This is a genomic window from Herbiconiux sp. VKM Ac-1786 (assembly GCF_015350805.1).
Taxonomy (GTDB): domain Bacteria; phylum Actinomycetota; class Actinomycetes; order Actinomycetales; family Microbacteriaceae; genus Herbiconiux.
Window position 1 is genome coordinate 837,671 of record NZ_JADKSG010000001.1, and the last position, 18,349, is coordinate 856,019.

The 18,349-nt window shown below is 71.0% G+C and carries 15 protein-coding genes; 5 read left to right on the top strand and 10 right to left on the bottom strand.

The genetic code is table 11. The annotated features are described in order from the left end of the window. Nucleotides 1-85: 85 nt before the first annotated feature. Nucleotides 86-1,579 carry an MFS transporter gene (locus ITJ64_RS04170; RefSeq protein ID WP_194679485.1) on the bottom strand — a complete coding sequence of 498 codons (1,494 nt, stop codon included), beginning with the start codon at nucleotides 1,577-1,579 and terminating at the stop codon, nucleotides 86-88. 394 nt (nucleotides 1,580-1,973) lie between these two features. Between ITJ64_RS04170 and ITJ64_RS04175 the strand changes: the two genes are divergently transcribed. Beyond that, nucleotides 1,974-2,672: a winged helix-turn-helix domain-containing protein gene (locus tag ITJ64_RS04175; protein ID WP_194680730.1), complete on the top strand. Its 699-nt coding sequence runs from the start codon at nucleotides 1,974-1,976 to the stop codon at nucleotides 2,670-2,672. A 261-nt stretch (nucleotides 2,673-2,933) separates the two neighbouring features. Here the strand turns inward: ITJ64_RS04175 and ITJ64_RS04180 are convergent, their stop codons facing one another. Next, entirely contained in the window at nucleotides 2,934-4,406 is a 1,473-nt protein-coding gene (locus ITJ64_RS04180) for a cell wall-binding repeat-containing protein (protein WP_194679486.1), read from the bottom strand. A gap of 196 nt (nucleotides 4,407-4,602) precedes the next feature. Here ITJ64_RS04180 and ITJ64_RS04185 point away from each other — a divergent pair, with 196 nt between their 5' ends. Together ITJ64_RS04185 and ITJ64_RS04190 are read left to right on the top strand one after the other, a co-directional pair. Then, complete coding sequence (locus tag ITJ64_RS04185) at nucleotides 4,603-5,046, top strand: MarR family winged helix-turn-helix transcriptional regulator (protein WP_194679487.1); 444 nt, start codon at nucleotides 4,603-4,605, stop codon at nucleotides 5,044-5,046. A 78-nt stretch (nucleotides 5,047-5,124) separates the two neighbouring features. Continuing rightward, nucleotides 5,125-6,507: a deoxyribodipyrimidine photo-lyase gene (locus tag ITJ64_RS04190; RefSeq protein WP_194679488.1), complete on the top strand. Its 1,383-nt coding sequence runs from the start codon at nucleotides 5,125-5,127 to the stop codon at nucleotides 6,505-6,507. Nucleotides 6,508-6,580: 73 nt separating this feature from the next. Here ITJ64_RS04190 and ITJ64_RS04195 read toward each other — a convergent pair whose 3' ends face one another. The 7 genes from ITJ64_RS04195 to ITJ64_RS04225 all read right to left on the bottom strand — a co-directional run bounded on the left by ITJ64_RS04195 (nucleotide 6,581) and on the right by ITJ64_RS04225 (nucleotide 15,136). Continuing rightward, a complete protein-coding gene (locus ITJ64_RS04195) occupies nucleotides 6,581-8,107 on the bottom strand; it encodes an FAD-dependent oxidoreductase (protein WP_194679489.1) in 1,527 nt (508 codons plus the stop codon). After that, nucleotides 8,104-9,042, bottom strand: a complete 939-nt coding sequence (locus tag ITJ64_RS04200; protein WP_194679490.1) for an FAD:protein FMN transferase — start codon at nucleotides 9,040-9,042, stop codon at nucleotides 8,104-8,106. The genes ITJ64_RS04195 and ITJ64_RS04200 overlap by 4 nt, the downstream gene beginning before the upstream one ends. Before the next feature lie 32 nt (nucleotides 9,043-9,074). After that, entirely contained in the window at nucleotides 9,075-9,569 is a 495-nt protein-coding gene (locus tag ITJ64_RS04205) for a hypothetical protein (protein WP_370545032.1), read from the bottom strand. Nucleotides 9,570-9,741: 172 nt separating this feature from the next. Continuing rightward, nucleotides 9,742-10,410, bottom strand: a complete 669-nt coding sequence (locus ITJ64_RS04210; protein WP_194679491.1) for a trimeric intracellular cation channel family protein — start codon at nucleotides 10,408-10,410, stop codon at nucleotides 9,742-9,744. Nucleotides 10,411-10,493: 83 nt separating this feature from the next. Beyond that, complete coding sequence (locus ITJ64_RS04215; RefSeq protein ID WP_194679492.1) at nucleotides 10,494-12,137, bottom strand: carboxylesterase/lipase family protein; 1,644 nt, start codon at nucleotides 12,135-12,137, stop codon at nucleotides 10,494-10,496. Between the two features lie 9 nt (nucleotides 12,138-12,146). Next, nucleotides 12,147-13,478: an MFS transporter gene (locus ITJ64_RS04220; RefSeq protein ID WP_194679493.1), complete on the bottom strand. Its 1,332-nt coding sequence runs from the start codon at nucleotides 13,476-13,478 to the stop codon at nucleotides 12,147-12,149. 53 nt (nucleotides 13,479-13,531) lie between these two features. After that, complete coding sequence (locus ITJ64_RS04225; protein WP_194679494.1) at nucleotides 13,532-15,136, bottom strand: FAD-dependent oxidoreductase; 1,605 nt, start codon at nucleotides 15,134-15,136, stop codon at nucleotides 13,532-13,534. Nucleotides 15,137-15,218: 82 nt separating this feature from the next. Between ITJ64_RS04225 and ITJ64_RS04230 the strand changes: the two genes are divergently transcribed. Beyond that, entirely contained in the window at nucleotides 15,219-15,398 is a 180-nt protein-coding gene (locus ITJ64_RS04230; protein WP_173183081.1) for a hypothetical protein, read from the top strand. A gap of 84 nt (nucleotides 15,399-15,482) precedes the next feature. Here the strand turns inward: ITJ64_RS04230 and argG are convergent, their stop codons facing one another. After that, nucleotides 15,483-16,922, bottom strand: coding sequence for an argininosuccinate synthase (gene argG / locus ITJ64_RS04235; protein WP_194679495.1), 1,440 nt, complete (start codon nucleotides 16,920-16,922; stop codon nucleotides 15,483-15,485). Nucleotides 16,923-16,977: 55 nt separating this feature from the next. Between argG and ITJ64_RS04240 the strand changes: the two genes are divergently transcribed. Further along, nucleotides 16,978-18,333, top strand: coding sequence for an alpha-amylase family glycosyl hydrolase (locus ITJ64_RS04240; protein WP_194679496.1), 1,356 nt, complete (start codon nucleotides 16,978-16,980; stop codon nucleotides 18,331-18,333). Nucleotides 18,334-18,349 lie beyond the last annotated feature (16 nt).

Consider the following 18,349-nt stretch of genomic DNA (forward strand, 5'->3'; position numbering starts at 1 on the left):
GGGCAATTCGCTAGACGCCGGCCCGCCAGGGCCCGAGCGCCGGCACCCGACGCCTCACGCCGAGGCCCCGGTGACGCGACCCCGTCTACGGAGCCGCTGAACCGGCCGGCTCGCCGGCATCCGGAGCGGCCGCCTGCTTCGCCCGCCGCCGCAGGTCGAGCAGCCCGATCACGAGCGCCACCGCCAGCAACCCCAGCGCCACGAAGAACGCGTTGCGGAACCCGTCGTGGTAGATCATCACGTTGTCGGCGTTGCCCGGCCCCTCGCGGTACAGCGTCGCGAAGAAGATCGACGAGGCCGCCGCGACGCCCATCGCCGTGCCGACGCGCTGGCCGACCTGCGCCATCGAACCGGCCACGCCGCCCTCGGTCACCGGGATCTCGGCGAGCGTCAGCGTCTGGTTCGGCGAGATCACGAAGCCTCCGCCGGCCCCCGCGACCGCCATGGCCCCGGCCATCAGCCAGATCGACCATCCGGCCGGCGGCAGCACCGCCGCCAGCAGCACCAGCACGAAGCCGACCATCGCCACGACGACGCCGATGACGACGAGCTTGCGGCCGACGCGCATCACGAGCCGCCCGCCGATCAGCGACGCGATCGCCGAGGTCAGCGCGAACGGGATGCTCACCATCCCCGCGAACACCGGCTCGAACCCGAGCCCCTCCTGCAGGAACAGCGTCGTCAGCAGGAACACCGCCGGCACCGCCGCGAACCAGGCCGTCGCGAGCAGCAGCCCGTTGCGGTACGAGCTGATCGTGAAGAGCGAGAAGCGGATGGCCGGCGACTTGCCGCTCGCCTGGTACCGCCGCTCCCACCAGATGAACAGCGCCACGGCGACGACCGTGCCCGCCAGCCAGAACCAGCGGAAGTTGCTGTCATCGGGCCCACCGGTGGTCAGCACGAACGGCAGCATGAAGGTGAAGACGGATGCTCCGAGCAGCACGATCCCGACGAGGTCGAGGTTCCTCGCGCCGGGGTCGCGCACCTGCGTCTTGGGCAGCAGCCTGATGGCGATCAGCAGCAACACGATGCCGAGCGGCACGTTCATCCAGAACAGCAGGCGCCAGCCATCGGTGGGCCCGCCGATCGCGATGAGCAGCCCGCCGAGCGTCGGACCGAACGCCGTCGCCACGCCGATCGTCGCCCCGAAGAGTCCGAAGGCGCGGCCGCGCTCCTCGCCCTGGAAGAGCTGCTGCACGAGCCCGAGCACCTGCGGCATCTGGATGCCCGCCGCCACACCCTGCACGATGCGCGCGATCACGAGCGTGTTGATGTCCGGCGCCACCGCGCAGGCCGCGCTCGCGAGGGTGAAGGCGCTGAGGCCGATGATGAACAGCAGCTTGCGCGAGTAGAGGTCGCCGAGCCGGCCGGAGGGCACGAGCGCCAGGCCGAACGCGAGGGCGTACCCGGCGACGATGATCTGCAGCTCGGTCGGGCCGGCGCCGAGCGACTTCTCGATCGACGGCAGCCCGACGTTCACCTTCGACAGGTCGAGGATCGTCAGCGCGGCGACCGCGACGCAGACCGCGAAGGCCTGCCAGCGGGCCCGGTCGGCGATGGGTGGGGACGTCTGGGTCATGCCTCGCTCCGGGTCATGGGGTCGAACCTATACCTCGGGCGACGCCGTGCCACTGCACAGAAGTCGAGTGGATGCTTGACTTTCGTCTCACGGATCCGCTTTGATTGTGCACATGACTGACAACGCGTTCGCCCCGACCTCCTTTGAGGCCCCCGGGAACGCCGGCATGATGGCCGGCGGCGCCGTCATGTGCTGTCGAATGTGTCGCTGACGAGAACCTTCCTCCTCTCGCTCGAGCATCGACCCCCGCGCATCTGATCGCGGAGAGCGTCGTGCTCCCCGGCATCCGTCTCATCTGATTCGGTCTGCCGTCTCCGGATCCGCACCAGGATCCTCCGGAATGACACATCTCCGGCCCGTCGACCACGGGCCGCTCCCGCAAGGACACTCCGCCATGTCGATCGCCCACCTGGATTCCCGCCCCACCACCGTCACCCCCCTCCGTTCGGGCGTCGCCGCGGAGCCCACCGCCCGCATCCGCGCCGTGCCCGACGGCACCGAGGCCCGCGGCTTCGTGCTCTACGTCGGCATCGACGAGGACAAGGCCGCCGCCGACGGAACCGACCTCGGCCGCATCGTCGAGCAGCTCAAGGCCCTCGCCGCGCAGATCGCGCCGTCGTCGGAGACCTATGCCGCCGTCGCCCTCGCCCCCCGCGGCGCCGGCGGTCGCGACGTCGAGGTCGTGCGCCTCGCCCTGCAGGACCCGGCCGCCCTCGCCAAGCACCGCCAGGCTCCCGAGGAGGAGCAGGACCGCGCCCGCGACGGCGTCGTCGTCGACCTCTCCCGCAAGCGGGTGCTGCTCGACAACCAGGCCGCCAACCTCACCTACAAGGAGTTCGAGCTGCTGCAGTACCTCGTTCTGCGCGAGGGCCGCACCATCGAGCGCGCCGAGCTGATCGCGTCGCTCTGGTCGGCCGGCGACGAGGAGGTGCCGAACGAGCGCACCATCGACGTGCACGTGCGGCGCCTGCGCTCGAAGCTCGGCGACTACGAGGACATCGTGCGCACCGTGCGCGGCGTCGGCTACCGCTTCGACCGGCACGCCGACGTCTCGGTGCGCCACACCTCGACGCCCTCGCCCGACCTGTTCTGAGCCCTGCGTGCCCCTCGTTGTGGTGACACAGCGAACTCCCAGAAAAATAACGATTCGATAACTAGCGCTCCGTTACCTAGCCGTTATATATTCATGGAGCGGAAGTTGTTTGCTGTGGCAGCTCCCGCGGAATGTGATTGCAGGACACTCTTGGTGCAAGGGAGAGGGCCCGTCGTTAGCCTCTACGACGGGCCCTCAATCATTTAACCTGCGGGGCCTATTGCCCCCTGCCCCTGCCCTTGCCTCTCCCGGCTCGCCGGTTCAGCTGCACGGTGTGAGCTGCTCGACCTCCGGGCTCAGGGCCCTCTCGCCGCCGAGCAGCACGACGTGCTGGGCCCCCAGCCGCGCCATGTCGTCGAGCACCGACTGAGGCACGCAGTTCCCGGGGACCGTGTAGATCGGAGAGTGCCCGGCCCCGGCGGCCACACTCCCGACCAGCGCGTCGGGGAAGTTCAGCCCGGTGGCGAAATACACCGTGTCGGCCGTCGAGAAGACCGCCTTCGACACCGCCACCGCGGTCTCGTATCGATCAGCACCCATCAACCGGTCGACACTCGCCAGCCCCTTCAGCGTCGTCTCGATTCCATTCGAGACCGCATTGGGCCCGCCGACGACGGCCAGCCGCGACGTCGACAACCCCGACAGCGCCGCCTTCGTTTCCGCATCCACTGTCTCGGCCTGCCCGTTGACCATCAGCACCGGCTCGCCTCCGCTCCCGGCCGCGGCCCCCGCGGCCAGCGCATCCGGGAAGTTCAGCCCCGTGGTCACGAACGAATGCGCCGACGTCCCGAAGAACTGCTTCGCGATGGCCCGACTCACGACGAACCGATCGGCCCCACCGATCCGCTCGACCTTCGCCCCGACCGGCAGCAGCCGCGCGATCTCCGCCACCACTCCGTCCGAAATGGCCGCCGGCCCACCCACGACCGTCACCTTCATCGGCCTCAACCGCGATATCTCCCCCGCCGTAGCGCTTGGCAACGTCGCCTTGGTCGCCAGCAGCAACGCGGCCCCACTCTTCACGGCAGCCGGCGCAGCACTCAACGCATCGGCATACCCCTCCCCCGACGCCACCACCACATCCGCGGGCCCCACCGGATGCTCCCGCTGCGCCACCCCCGCAGCCACCGCAAACCGATCGGCACCCCCCACCCGCACCACGTCCGGCCCCCCGCCTACGTTCAGGACGACAACGGCAGGATCGGACGCACAGGCCCCGCCGCCAAAGGTAGCCAGGCAGTACTGGAATGTGTCCAACCCGATGTATGCAGGGTCCGTGAGGTTGTAGGTGAAAGCCCCGAAAAACGGGCTCGCCATGAAACTACCGTGCGTCGGCTTGGTGAGCCATGTCGGCTGCAAGCCACCCGACGGTTGATCATTGGCCATGACGCCCGGGGTGGTTACGACGAGAGGCGATCCGGCGGTGACGTCATATTGGTCGGGAACAGCGACTGACGCAGTGACGTCGATGTTTACTGTGGCGTCAGCCGAAACACACGGGCCACCGTCGAAATCTGCCGCCAGGCAATACGTGAAGTCGTCGTGACCGACGAAGGTTGCGTCGGTGGGTTCGTAAAGGAAGCCGCCCGGCACGGTCATGAAGTTGACGCTTCCATGTTTCGTTTTCGTCTTGAGCGTGTAGTGCAACCCAGGTGTGTCGTTCGCCAGATAGCCTGGACTTTCGACCTTCAGCTGCACCCCCTGATATGAGCTGTAGAAGTCATCCCTTGCCACCGGCAGACTGTCCGCAGATGCTGGCGAACTGCCAAGGCAGGTGACTGTGAGCAGGACAACAGCTGCTGAAGGCACCACAACGGGTGCTGTGAGTCGCCGCATGAAAATCAACCTCGCTTTTGATATTTGCTCAACTATAGACACAGCTGTAGCGTCTGTCGAGTAGACCTCAGGCACGAGAACTATCGGAGGGTCCATGGGCGCGGAGGTGGGGCCGGTCGCGGCGTGGGAGTCGTTGTTCCGCGCGCAGGTGAGCGTGATGCGGGAGTTGGCCGCCGAGTTCCCGTCGAGCATCGTGTCGTTGAACGAATACGACGTGCTGTTCAACCTGTCGCTGTGCCCGGGGCGCACACTGCGCATCAAGGATCTGGGCGAGAAGGTGCTGCTCACCCAGCCGAGCATCAGCCGGCTCGTGGATCGGCTGGTGGCGCGCGGCATCCTCGAGAAGGCCGACGACCCGAACGACGGGCGGGGCACGCTGGTGCGGCTGACCGACGAGGGCGTCAACGTCTACCGGCAGGCCGCCGTCGTGCACGCGCAGTCGATCACCGCGCACATGACCGGGCACCTCTCCCCCGACGAGCTGGCCGAGCTGGCCCGCCTCTGCGACAAACTCCGCGAGGGCGTCTCCGGCCACTGACTCCAGAATTGACCCCGGCCGCGAAGGCCACCTGCGATCGCGAGGGAGACGCGGCGGGGGGCCGCGGGGTGGGGTTGGATGGGGAGGGTGAGCGAGAGAGCTACTTCCGTCGTCTGGTTCCGCGAAGACCTGCGCGTGGCCGACAACCCGGCCCTGCACGAGGCCGTGCGGCGCGGCGACCCGATCGTGTGCCTGTACGTGCTCGACGACGAGTCGCCGGGCATCCGGCCGATCGGTGGGGCGGCCCGGTGGTGGCTGCATCACTCGCTCGAGGCGCTCGGCGAGCGGCTGCGCGAGGTGGGGCTGACGCTGACCCTGCGGCGGGGCCCGGCGCGCGAGGTGGTTCAGAGCGTCGTCGACGAGGTCGGTGCGACGCGGGTGCTGTGGAACCGACGGTACGGCGAGATCGAGCGGGGCATCGACGGCGACCTCAAGGCGGGCCTGCGCAAAGCAGGCCTGGAGGTCGAGAGCTTCCAGGGCTCCCTGATCGCCGAACCGTGGACGGTACTGACCGGCCAGGGCGGCTGGTACAAGGTCTTCACCCCCTTCTATCGGGCGGTGCTCGCGAAGCAGACACCGCGGCATCCGCTGCCGGCGCCGACGAAGGACGACGGGCTGCACCACCGCGAGGTCCGGTCCGACGCGCTCGGCGACTGGGCCCTGCTGCCCACGAAGCCCGACTGGGCGGGCGGGCTGCGCGAGCGCTGGCGACCGGGCGAGGCGGGGGCGGCCGAGCGGATGGAGACGTTCCTGACCGAGCGGGTGTCCCATTACGTCGCCGAGCAGGATCTGCCGGGCGAGGAGGGCACCTCGATGCTGTCACCGCACCTGCGCTGGGGCGAGATCAGTCCATTCCAGTTCTGGCATGCGCTCGACGGGCACCGCGCCCGGGCCTCGAAAGACGCCGAGGGAGCCGCCGCCGTGCTGCGGCAGCTGATCTGGCGCGAGTTCTCGTACCACCTGCTCTACCACCTGCCCTCGATCACCACCGAGAACATGCGGTCGGAGTTCGACCGCTTCCCCTGGGCCGAGCTGACGGACGCCGAGCTGCAGCAGTGGCAGCAGGGCGAGACGGGCATTCCGCTCGTCGACGCCGGCATGCGCGAGCTGTGGCAGACGGGCGTGATGCACAACCGGGTGCGGATGGTCGTGGCGTCGTTCCTCGTCAAGAACCTCCGGGTCGACTGGCGCGTCGGCGAGGCCTGGTTCTGGGACACGCTGGTCGACGCCGATCCGGCCGCGAACGCCCTGAACTGGCAGTGGGTGGCGGGGTCGGGTCCGGACGCGGCGCCGTACTTCCGCATCTTCAACCCCGAGCTGCAGGCGTCCAAGTTCGACAAGCACGGCTCGTACGTCAATCGCTACGTCCCCGAGGCGGGCACGCCGGCCTACCCCGAGCCGATGGTCGACCTCAAGGAGTCGCGCCGGGCCGCGCTCGACGCCTACGCGACGGTCAGATGAGCCAGGTGAATCAGATGAGCCAGATGAATCAGGTGAGCCAGGTGAAGACGGTCACGCAGGGCCTGGCAAGGGCTCAGTAGCCCGCGAACGCGTCCGTGTGCACCCGCCGTGCCCCCGCCCGCCGCAGCTGCGCCGCGACATGGTCCACGTACCCGGGAGGCCCTGACACGTACGCCCGCCGGGACGCGAGGTCGGGCAACGTCGCACGAGCCGCCTCGGCCGTGAGCCGCGCGGGCCCGAGGTACGTCCACCCGGGCGCCAGCTCGGCGGGCCGGTCCGGTGCGATCACCAGCACGCGGATGCCCGTGGCCGCGATCTCGTCGGCATATGCCAGCTCGTCCGGAGCCGACGCCGAGTAGATCAGCACCACGTCGCCCGCCGTGCCGCGCCGGGCCCGTTCGGCGAGCTGGCTGACGAACGGCGTGACACCGATCCCGCCGGCGGCGAGCACCAGCGGCACCGAGACGTCGGACGGCAGCAGGAAGTCCCCGCCCACCCAGGTGGCGTTCACGGTCGTCCCGGGCGTCAGGGAGGTCAGCGTCCGCTTGAACGAGCTCGACGGGTCCGAGAGCTTCACCCCGAGCGAGACCGGCGCGGGCGTCGAGGCGTGCAGGCGGGCGGGTGGCGGCGTGGTGATGCTGAACATCCGCCGCGCACCGCGGGTGTCGGGGCGCGCGTGCGGCAGCGACAGCTCGAGGTACTGTCCGGCGCGGAAGGGAACAGGCGAGAGGGGCTCGAAGTCGAACGCCGCCGAGGTCGGGGTCAGCGCGCGGCTGCCCGCGAAGCGGAGGCGCACCCCCCGCCGCTGGCCGAACGCGAAGGCGACGACGTTGCCGATCACGAGCGCGATCTCAGGCGTCGAGTAGACCGTTCCGATCGTGAACGGGATCGAGAACGGCACCGCGACGACCACCGCGACGAGCAGCTGCTGCCAGCGCCGGGGCGGCAGCGTCAGCGGCTCGCTCAGCATGAAGCCGGCGAGGAAGACGATCGGGAACGACCCGTAGGCGAGCACCAGGGCGTCGGGGAAGGCGGTGCCGGTCAGCATGATCCGGCCGATCGTGATCGCTCCGGCGGCCACGACGAAGGTGAGGCCGAGGGCCAGCTTGCGGGTGCGCCAGAGCACGAGGAACGCACCGATCGCCACGAACGGCAGCAGCACCGGCGTCGCCACCCACCACGCCGACGGGTACAGGCCGGTGACGCTCATCACCACGGCCGCCGCGGCGACCGGGTTCAGGATGTGCCGGCCCCGGAAGGCGAGCACGAACTTCGACGCCGCCGCGAGCACGCCGGTCAGGGCGATCAGCGCGAGCCCGGCGGGGTCGGCCGTCGGCATGAAGACGAAGACGATGATCAGCCCCGAGATCGCCGACGACGGCAGGTGCGCGCGGGTGCGGAACAGCCGCGCCAGCAGCCAGCTCGCGGCCGCGGTCGCCACCACCGCCACCACCGTCGACAGCAGCAGCTGCAGCGGCGTGTAGAACAGCTGCCCGAGGGCGCCGGCGACGATCGCGATCACGACCAGCGCCGCGAGCACCAGCACGATCAGGTTGTACATCGTGACGCGCCCGATCAGCGTGTCGAGTCGTGCTTTCATGCGAAGAGCTCCCCGGGGAAGTCACGGGAGCGCTCGGCGCGCCCGTCGGCGTACATGCGGACATAGCTGAAGTGGAATGTCTTCGCCAGCTGGTGCGCGCCGGTGAAGAAGAGGGCGGTCGCGAGACCGTCGGCGAGGGCGGTCGACGAGGCGACGACCCAGGTGGCGATCACCTCGCGGGCGGGCGATCCGGTGCGCGGGTCGACGATGTGGTGCAGCCCGTCGCCCCAGGCCCGCCGGTTGCTCGCCGAGGCGCAGAGCGAGAGGCCGGCGAACTCGGCCACGCCGATCGCCTTGCGCGGGTCGAGCGGATGCTCGAGCCCCACCCGCACGGGAGCACCGCCCGAGTGCGCCAGATCCCCGCTCCCGTCGACGACGTACTCGCGGTGACCGGCGTCGCGCAGCACGGTCGCGACCAGGTCGACGAGGTACCCCTTGCCGGCGGCACCGAGGTCGATCACCGTTCCGGCGGGGGCCGAGACGGTCACGCCGGAACCCGGCGACGCGGAGGCGCGGGTGACGGTGGTGGACCAGCGGGGGCGGGCTCGGGCATCCGGAATCGAGGACTCACCCGCGGGCGACGCACGCAGTGAGTAATTCGCGTCGTATCCGAGCTGTTCGAGGCGCGCGCCGACCAGCGGGTCGACCGCCCCGTCGGTGGCGGCGTGCAGCCGGTCGTAGAGCTCGAACAGCGGCTCCGCGTCGGCCGGGAACTCGACCGAGGCCGCCCCGCGGGCGAGCGCCGTGACGAGCGAGTCGGGCCGGAACCGCGAGTAGTCGCGGTCGAAGGCCTCGACCCGCATGAGAACGGCGGCCCGGGTGGCCGCCGGGAGCGGCTGCGGCGTCTCGATCTGCCAGTGCGTGCCGATCGCCTCGAAGTCGAAGCGCGCCGGACTCGGCGCCGGGGCGACGGGAACGGACGGATCGGCGATCATGGCGAGGTCGATGGCGGCGAGGACGGCCGGCGTCAGGCCGCGTCGGACTTGATGGTCTCGACGGCCTCGTTGAAGCCGCCGCTCGTCAGGCTCGAGCCGGCGACGCGGGACACGTCGATCTCGTCGATGTCCTTGCCCACGACGACCTCGGAGATGCCGTCGGCGAACTGGGTCTGGTAGTTGACCGAGTTCGGGTTGGTGGCCTCGGGCGTGACCGTGACGGCGGTGATGACGTCGCCCGCGAGGGTGAGCGAGACGTCGATCTCCTCCTGGCCGTTGGGCGAGGTGTAGCTGCCCTTGGCCTCGTAGGTGCCGTCTTTGTAGGTGGACGAGGCGGAGGAGGAGCCGGCGGCGGCGGTCGCGCCCGGAGTCGCGGCCGGGGTCGCCGCGGCCGAGGCGGCCGGCGTGGAGGCCGAACCGGTGTCCGACTCGGCCGTCGCATCGGTGGCGCAGCCGGCCAGGGCGACGGAGAGGGAGACTCCGGCGAGGGCGGAGAGGCCGATCTTCTTCTGTCGGGTGGTCATCATGGGCGCATCCTGTCGTTCGGGAGGGGGCGGGCGGGGGTGCGAGCGGTCTCGACGGTATTCAGCGAAGCTGGCAGAGCCCTATGGCGATTCTCTGCGCCCGGCCTGAAGCCGGTGTGCGAGGAGGGCTGCCGACGGCCTCATCCTCGGACAACGGGGGTCGCCGCCGAAACGTTCAGGCGCGTTTCTGCCGCCGCAGCCGCCGGAGGGTGCTGATGGTGCGCTGCTCCGGCAGGCTCCAGCCGAAGCGCACGGCCAGCAGGCGGATGAGCGTGGTCACGATCACGCAGCCGATGCCCGCGATCGTGATGTTCGCGCCCACGCCGATGGCCACGGTGAGGAAGATCGCGCCCACGCCCGCCGCGACGGCGTAGAGCGACCCGACGTGCATCACGCCGATCGGCAGCCCGAGCAGGATGTCGCGGAGCATTCCACCGCCGACCGCCGCCACGATCCCGACGAAGATCGCCGGCACCACGGGCAGGCCGAACGAGAGCGCCTTGCTCGTGCCGATCGCGCAGAACAGCCCGAGGCTGACGGCGTCGAGCACCGTGACCAGCACGTTCAGCCGCGTGAACACGCGCTCGAGCGCCATTCCGAGCAGCGCGGCCACGATCGCGACGGGGATGAACCAGTTCGACTCCAGCGCCGCCGGCACGGTGTTCAGCAGCAGGTCGCGGATGAGACCGCCGCCGAACCCGGCGACCACCCCGATCAGGCCGACGCCGAGCAGGTCGAGCCGTCGGTCCTTGAACTGCGCCGCGAACGACGCCCCCTGAACGCTGCCGAGGCCGGTCGCCGCGAGGTCGAGCCAGAACGGCGTGACGAACTGCTCGGCGACCATGCAGCATTCCTATCACGACGGCACGACGCGGCGGGTGCGGCGGCCGGCAGGCGAGGGCAGAGGGGCGGATGCTCGCCCGCTCGTCACCGGAAGGCGAGGATCTCCGGCCCCCACGCCTCGCGGATCTCCCCGTCGGGGTCGTGCTCGACCCGCTCCTCGCGGTCGATGATGAGCGTGGGACGGGTCTCGGGATCGTAGGGCGGCCAGGGCACGACGTCGTCGGAGCCCGCGGCGTCCGGATCTGCGCCGGCCGAGAGCTCGGGCGCCTCACCGCGGGCGAACGCGATCCAGCGGCCGCGCATCCGCCCCGCCACCCGCAGCGCCTCGGGTCGGCCGCCCAGCCCGAACACGATGTCGCGGCCGCGCGGCGCGAACGAGCCGAAGACGTAGGCCAGCTCGGCGGCGTGGGTGGCGCCGATGCCGGTGACCTTGAGGAGGGGCGTGGCGTGGTCGAAGCGGTACATCCAGGTGGGGGCGTTCCGGCTGTGGGCCTCGGCGAGCCAGATGCTGGGCATCCGGAACCCCGCGTCGCGGGAGACCTCGGCGGGTGTGCGGCGCCGGGGGTAGCTCGGGTAGGCGCTCGTGATGCGCGCCCCCGCCTCGTCGAAACCGGGCGCACCGGGGTTGTCGGCGGCGATCTCGGCGAACATCTGCTCGATCTTCTCGGAGGTGATCGGCAGGAGCGGCGAACGCATCAGCTTGAAGAACGACGACTCGTCGCGGTTGGTGCCGATGATCAGCGGCAGGCGGGGCACATGCCCCTCGCGGAATGCGGTCAGCGGGTACTCGGGCACGACCTCGTCGTCGATCACGGGCGCCATCGCGAGCGTGCCGGGCACCGAGCCGGAGACCTCGTGCACCAGCTCGGCGCCGGCGTCGACGAGGTCGAAGGGGTCGAGCTCGCGCAGGCGGTGGGCGTCGCCCGGCTCGATGCCGACGATGTCGAGGAAGCGGTGGGCCACGGTGGCCGCGCGCTCCCGGCCGTAGACCGAGGTGACGGGGGCGCTCTGCGCGATGGCCCGGTGGAAGAGGCCGGCCGTCAGGGGCGAGGCCATCAACGCGATGACGGATGCTCCCCCGGCCGATTCGCCGAACAGCGTGACGTTGCCGGGGTCGCCGCCGAAGGCGGCGATGTTCTGCTGCACCCACGTCAGGCCCGCGATCTGGTCACGGAGGCCGACGTTCGCGTCGAAGCCGTGGCCGAACGACTCCCCGGTCGCGCGGTTCAGGGAGGAGAAGTCGACGAAGCCCAGGATGCCCAGCCGGTAGTTGACCGTGACCACGACGACGTCGCCCTCGGCCGCGAGGGTCGTGGCGTCGTAGAAGCGCTGGGCGGTGGAGCCGGCGAAGTAGCCGCCGCCGTGGATCCAGACCATGACCGGCCGGCCCGCCGCGCCGGACGCGCCCGCGCCACCCGGCGCACCCGCCGGGGCCGCCGCGCCCGCCGGCGCCCAGACGTTGACCGTCAGGCAGTCCTCGCTGAGCGGCACCGAGGGGTCGACGTCCATCGACTTCAGCACGTGCTGCGGGGCCATCGCCCCGAACGCCGTCGCATCCCGCAGCTCGTGCCAGGGCGCGGGCGGCTGCGGCCGGCGGAAGCGGCGGTTCCCGGTGGGCGCGGCCGCGAACGGGATGCCCTTCCAGCTGAGCACCTCGCCGTCCCGGGCGCCGCGCACGGCACCGGCGGCGGTCTTGCGGATGAGCGATTCCCGGTCTCCGCGCGTCATGCTCCGATGCTACTCACGGCGGCTGGGTTCGGCCGGAGCGTCGGCGACGCCCGCGTCGACCGCCGGCGAGGCACCCTCCGGCGCTCCGGAGTCGCCCGCCGCCTCCTTCTCGGCCACCGCCCGCGACGCCGCGATCGCCGCGCGCCCCGAGGGCAGCGCGATCGCGACCACCACCACGACCACCGTCACCGCGCCCGCCACGACGAGCAGCAGCTGCACGCTGATCACGTCGGCCAGCGGCCCGAAGACGCTCATGCCGATGGGGGCGGCCAGCGCCATCACGATCCCCACGTAGCTGAACACCCGCCCGTGCTTGTCGGGGTCGACCGTCTCCTGCACCAGCGTCATGAACGGCGCCGAGAACAGGGGCACCAGCAGGCCGAAGCCGAACATGAAGCCGTAGAACACCCAGAGGTTCGGGCTCAGCCCGAGGGCCGTGGTGAACACGGCGAAGCCGAAGGTGGCGAACAGGATCAGCCCCATCCGGCTGAACCGGGCGAGCACGGTCGAGACGAGGACGCCGCCGATGATCATGCCGACGCTGAAGGCGAGTTCGAGCACCGTCACCATCCACACCTCGTCGCCGAAGGTGCGCGCGACCAGCAGCGGGGTGATGAACGACGGCGCCACCGTGAGCAGGAAGATGATGGCGAACACCACCAGCAGCCAGCGCACCACCTTGTGCCGCCAGATGTACTGCAGCCCCTCGACGAGGTCGTAGCGGAAGCTCGTCTCCTTCGCCGCGATCGACGCCAGCGTCGGCACCGTCACGAACGCGAGCAGGCCGACGCCGATCACCGCCGTCACCACGTCGATGAAGAACACCGGCACGATGCCGAACACCCCGAACACCGCCCCCGCCGCGGCGGGCGCGAGCAGCGCCATGGCCGACTGGATGGTCTGGAACAGCCCGTTCACCCGCATCAGCTGATCGGGCGGCGCGATCTGCGGGATCATCGCCTGCACAGCCGGCGACTGCACCCCGGCCCCGATCGAGCGCACGCCGACCGCGACGAGGATGATCCACAGATCGGTGAGGCCGTTGAGCATCAGCAGGGCCAGCGCGAGCGTGGCCAGCGCGATGCTGCTGTCGGCGATCATCACGAGCACCTTGCGGTTGACCCGGTCGGCGATCACCCCGCCGAAGATCGACACGATGCCCTGCGGCAGGAAGGCGGCGAGCGCGTAGAGCGCCACGGCCAGCCCCGACCGGGTCTCGAAGGTGACGTACCACATGACCGCGTACTGCACGATCATCGACCCGAACAGCGACACCGTCTGCCCGGTGAGGAACAGACCGGTGTTCCTCTTCCAGTGCTCCGGAGCTTCGGCGGTGGTCATGTGAACAGCGTACACATCACCACCGACACCGGGGAAGGTGCGGGCCGGAACCCCTAGGCGCTGTGCCGGTGGCGGGTGCGCGGCAGGGTCGGCAGGTCGCTCAGCGCCGGGCCCTCGAGCCGCGTGCCGTCGGCCGCGAAGCGCGAGGCGTGCAGCGGGCAGTCCCAGCTGCGCTCGGCGTCGTTCCACTCCAGCACCCCGCCGAGGTGCGGGCAGACGGCGCTCACGGCACAGGTGCGACCCTCCACCGTCGAGATCCCCACGGGGCGACCGGCCGAGTTGGCCACCACTCCCTCGCCCTCCCGGGGCTTCGGCACGGGCGTCGAGCGGGTCTCGGCGCCCAGCCACCCCTTGGCCGTCTGAAGGCCCACGGATGCTCCTGCCGCCGCCCCCTTGGCCAGGTCGGCCGGCCGCGTGAGCCGCGTGCCGAGCACCGTCTGCCAGTGCGCCCGCTCACGCCGCGGCGTGCCGGTCAGCTCGTCGGTCAGCCGGATGGCGGCCCCCGCCGAATTGGTCAGCCCCCACTTGGCGTACCCGGTCGCGAGGAGGATCCGGCCGCGACCCCGCGGCAGCGACCCCACGAAGGGGATCATGTTGAGCGACTCGTAGTCCTGCGCCGACCAGGCGTGCGTCAGCCGGGCCCCCGGCCACTGAGCCTCGGTCCAGCGCTCGAGCTGGGCGACGCGCTCCTTCTCGGAGCGGTCGCCGGGGCGCCCGACCGAGTGGCCGTCGCCGCCGATCACCAGCAGCTCCGTCCCCTCGTGCGGGGCCGTGCGCACCGAGCGCGAGCCCTCCTCGGCCGAGTCGCCGACGGAGATGAACATGCCGTCCGGGAGTGCGCCGGCACGGGCATCCGGAATCTCGAACGCCAGCCCGTAGCTGCGGAGGCCCTCGACCTTGGCGAAGTAGAGGCCCCGGTCGAGGATCGGCGTCGCCGTCGCGAGCACGACCGACCCGGCCCGCAGCTCGCCGCGGCTCGTGCGCACGCGCGCCGGCTTCGAGGCACGCACCCCGGTGACGCGGGTCTGCGTGTGCAGCACCCCGCCGGCGGCGACGAAGGCGGCGGCGAGCGCCTCGAGCACGTCCATCGTGTCGAGCTGCGCCTGCTCGGGCAGAGCGACACCGAAGGCGAAGGGGAACGGCACGTCGACGTCGTCGGGGGTGACGAGCGACACCGGCAGCCCGGCCTCGCGCGCGGCCCGGTACTCGGCGTCGACCGTGTCGGCGGCCTTCGAGTCGGGGTGCTGGGCGTAGCTGTAGGCGGTGCGGTACTCCACCGGCACCCCCGCCTCCTCGCAGAACCCGAGCAGCCACTCCTGCCCGTCGCGGTTCATCGCGGCATAGGCCTTCAGGATGCGCGACGAGTGGTGCGAGCGGATGCTCGAGAAGCGGCTGCCCTGCAGGAGCGACACCTTCCCGGTCGTGTTGCCCGAGGCCAGCGCGCCGATGTCGAGGGCTTCGAGCACCGCGACCCGCTTGCCGGCGCGGGCGAGCCGAAGGGCGGTGATCAGGCCGGTCAGGCCGGCGCCCACGACGGCGACGTCGTGGACGGGGCTCGGGTCGAAGGGCGTCGCGACGGATGCGCGGGCGGGCCGGTCGCGCCAGAGCGAGCGTCCGGCGGGCGGCTGGGCCGAGGCACTGGGGTGAGAGTCAGGCATCTCCTCAGTACACTCCTCCCGCCGCCCGAAAGGTGCGTAAGTTGGAGGGGTTGCAGCTATCGATTTCCCCGAGAGGAACGGCATGTCCGACGTGAACGACCGAATCGAAGACCCCGACCTGACCGACATCGGCGCGGAGGACGTCGATCTCGACGACACCGTCAGCATCGACGAGGTGCAGGACGACGACGCGGAGGAGATCAACCCCGTGTTCGGCGACGACCAGGAGGTCATCGCCGACAACCTCAACTACGACGAGTAGCCCTCACGCCAACGGCCCCGGCCGCCCGGCTCGATGAGCGGGTGACCGGGGTCGTCGTGCGTGCGGGCCTGGGCGCGGACGACGTCAGTCGGTGCCGGCGTCGAACGCCGCACCCTCGGAGGCCGCATCCGTCGCCCGCTCCAGGGCGTCCTCGGAGGCGGAGACGTGGCCGCCCTCGAGGATCGAGCTCGCCTCGCCCTGCTCCAGCTCGCCCACCAGCTCGGCGGTCGCGCCGCCGATGATGCCGGCGGTGGCGTACTGCTCGAGGCGGGCGCGCGAGTCGGCGATGTCGAGGTTGCGCATGGTGAGCTGGCCGATGCGGTCGTCGGGGCCGAAGGCGGCGTCGCCGACGCGCTCCATCGACAGCTTGCCGGGGTGGTAGCTGAGCGCCGGGCCGGTGGTGTCGAGGATCGTGTAGTCGTCGCCGCGGCGCAGGCGCAGCACGACCTCGCCGGTGACGGCCGAGCCGACCCAGCGCTGGATCGACTCGCGGAGCATCAGCGACTGCGGGTCGAGCCAGCGACCCTCGTACATCAGGCGGCCGAGGCGGCGGCCCTCGGTGTGGTAGTTCGCCACCGTGTCCTCGTTGTGGATGGCGTTCAGCAGGCGCTCGTAGGCGATGTGCAGCAGCGCCATGCCCGGGGCCTCGTAGATGCCGCGGCTCTTGGCCTCGATGATGCGGTTCTCGATCTGGTCGCTGACGCCCAGCCCGTGGCGGCCGCCGATGGCGTTGGCCTCGAAGACCAGCGCCACGGCATCGTCGTACTCGACGCCGTTGATCGCGACCGGACGTCCGGCCTCGAACCGCACCGACACCTCCTCGGTGGCGACCTCGACGTCGTCGCGCCAGGCGGCGACGCCCATGATCGGCTCGATCAGGTCGAGCCCGGCCGAGAGCTCCTCGAGGCGCTTGGCCTCATGGGTGGCGCCCCAGATGTTGGCGTCGGTGCTGTAGGCCTTCTCGGTGGAGTCGCGGTAGGGGAAGCCGCGCTCGACGAGCCACTCGCTCATCTCGGTGCGGCCGCCGAGCTCGCCGACGAACGAGGCGTCGAGCCAGGGCTTGTAGACGCGCAGGCGCGGGTTGGCCAGCAGGCCGTAGCGGTAGAACCGCTCGATGTCGTTGCCCTTGTAGGTGGAGCCGTCGCCCCAGATGTCGACGCCGTCCTCCTTCATGGCGCGCACCAGCAGCGTGCCGGTGACGGCGCGGCCGAGCGGCGTGGTGTTGAAGTAGGTCTTGCCGCCGGAGCGGATGTGGAACGCGCCGCACTGCAGCGCCACCAGGCCCTCCTCGACCAGAGCGGCCTTCGCGTCGACGAGACGGGCGATCTCGGCGCCGTACTCGAGGGCGCGGCCCGGCACCTTGTCGATCTCGGGCTCGTCGTACTGGCCGATGTCGGCCGTGTAGGTGCAGGGCACCGCGCCCTTCTCGCGCATCCACGCCACGGCGCAGGAGGTGTCGAGGCCTCCCGAGAATGCGATGCCGACGCGTTCGCCGACGGGGAGCCTGCTCAGTACCTTGGACATGCCCTAAATCCTATGGTCTCGCCGCACCCGCCTCGGAACGGTGTTGACTGACGGGATGAGCTCCTGGGTCGACCACGTGATGTGGTGGCATGTCTATCCGCTCGGCTTCACGGGGGCACCCGTGCGTCCCGAGGCGGGTGAGGCTGCGTCGACGGATGCTCCCGCCCACCGCCTCGGCCGCCTCGAGTCCTGGCTCGACCACGTGGTCGACCTCGGCCTGAACGGCCTCGCGCTAGGCCCCGTCTTCGCGAGCTCCACCCACGGCTACGACACCACCGACCACTTCCGCATCGACCCGCGGCTCGGCGACGAGGCCGACTTCGACCGGCTGGTCGCCGCCGCGCACGAGCGGGGCGTGCGCGTGCTGCTCGACGGGGTCTTCAACCATGTGGGCCGGGCTCATCCTGCCTTCGCCGCGCTGGAGGAGTCGGGGCCGTCTGCCGCCACCGCCGGCCTCTTCCGGGTCGACTGGGACGGCTGGCAGCCGGGCGACCCCGTGCGCGCCGACGTCTTCGAGGGGCACGACCAGCTCGTCGCCCTCGACCACTCCTCCCCCGCGGTGGCCGACCTCGTGGTCGAGGTCATGACGTACTGGCTCGGCCGCGGCGCCGACGGCTGGCGGCTCGACGCGGCGTACGCGGTGCCGCCGGCGTTCTGGGCCTCGGTGCTGCCGAGGGTGCGGGACGCGCATCCGGAGGCCTGGTTCACCGGCGAGGTGATCCACGGCGACGCGCTCGCGATCGTGGCCGAGTCGGGGCTCGACTCGCTCACCCAGTACGAGCTGTGGCAGGGCCTCTGGCACGGCATCGCCGACGCGAACCTGTTCGAGCTGAAGCACGCCATCGAACGCGGCAACGAGCTGCTCGAGGGCTTCGTGCCGACCACCTTCGTGGGCAATCACGACGTCTCGCGCATCGCCTCGGCGATCCCGGATGCGCGGCATCTGCCGCACGCCCTCGCCCTGCTGTTCACCCTGGCGGGCACGCCGATGGTCTACGCGGGCGACGAGTACGGGCTGCGCGCCGTGAAGGAGGAGCGGCTCGGCGGCGACGACGCGGTGCGGCCGGAGTTCCCGGACTCGCCGCCGTCGCCGGACACTCTTCCCGCCTCGCTGCCGGGTGCCGGGGCGGATGCGGTCGAGCTGCTGGCGCTGCACGGCGAGCTGATCGCGCTGCGGCGGCGGCACGCCTGGCTGCACTCGGCGCGGTCGGACGTGCTGCACGTCACGAACACGGCGCTCGTCGTACGCACGGCGACCGGGTCGGGCGCGGTGGTGACGGCGCTGAACATCGGCGACGAGGCGGTCGCGGTGCCGGCGGGCGGGGCCTCGGCGGTGCTGGCCGGGTCGGCGTCGCTCGCGGCGGGGCGGGCGAGCCTCCCGCCGCACGGGTGGGCGGTGCTCGGCGACTGACGCCCGGTCGGGCCTC